Source organism: Salmonella sp. NW884, from assembly GCF_051700745.1.
GTDB lineage: Bacteria > Pseudomonadota > Gammaproteobacteria > Enterobacterales > Enterobacteriaceae > Salmonella > Salmonella enterica.
In genome coordinates, this window is the sequence record NZ_JAMMDE010000053.1 from 1 (window position 1) to 320 (window position 320).

Here is a 320-nt window from a genome sequence, read left to right on the forward strand (position 1 = left end):
GAGTATGTCGATCAGTTCTGGTTTCATGCTGCATTATCCTGTCGACGTGCGCGGCGCTTCTCCAGCGCCCGGGCTTTACGGGTGAATATGGATTTGATGCGTTTCAGGTACGGGATATCGAAACGGCGTGGCGCATTGTCTGATTCAAGACGCTCCACCCTTTCGAGGCCTATACGCCTGATGAGGCGGATTCGGTATTCGACCGCATTCCCGCTTAACTGCCGGTTGCAGCGCGTGCAGGCTGAATGAACGTTGAATACGTTGAATTTGAGATGTGAGGCGGCACCGCGCGAGCGGTAATGGCTTGCATCGATGGCGCT

Annotated in this window: 1 protein-coding gene; it reads right to left on the reverse strand. The window is 55.3% G+C overall.

Going from position 1 to position 320, the window contains the following annotated elements:
* Positions 1–23: 23 nt before the first annotated feature.
* Positions 24–320, reverse strand: a 297-nt coding sequence (locus tag NA197_RS23480; RefSeq protein WP_438796713.1) for a recombination protein NinG, incomplete at its 5' end; no start/stop codon positions are given.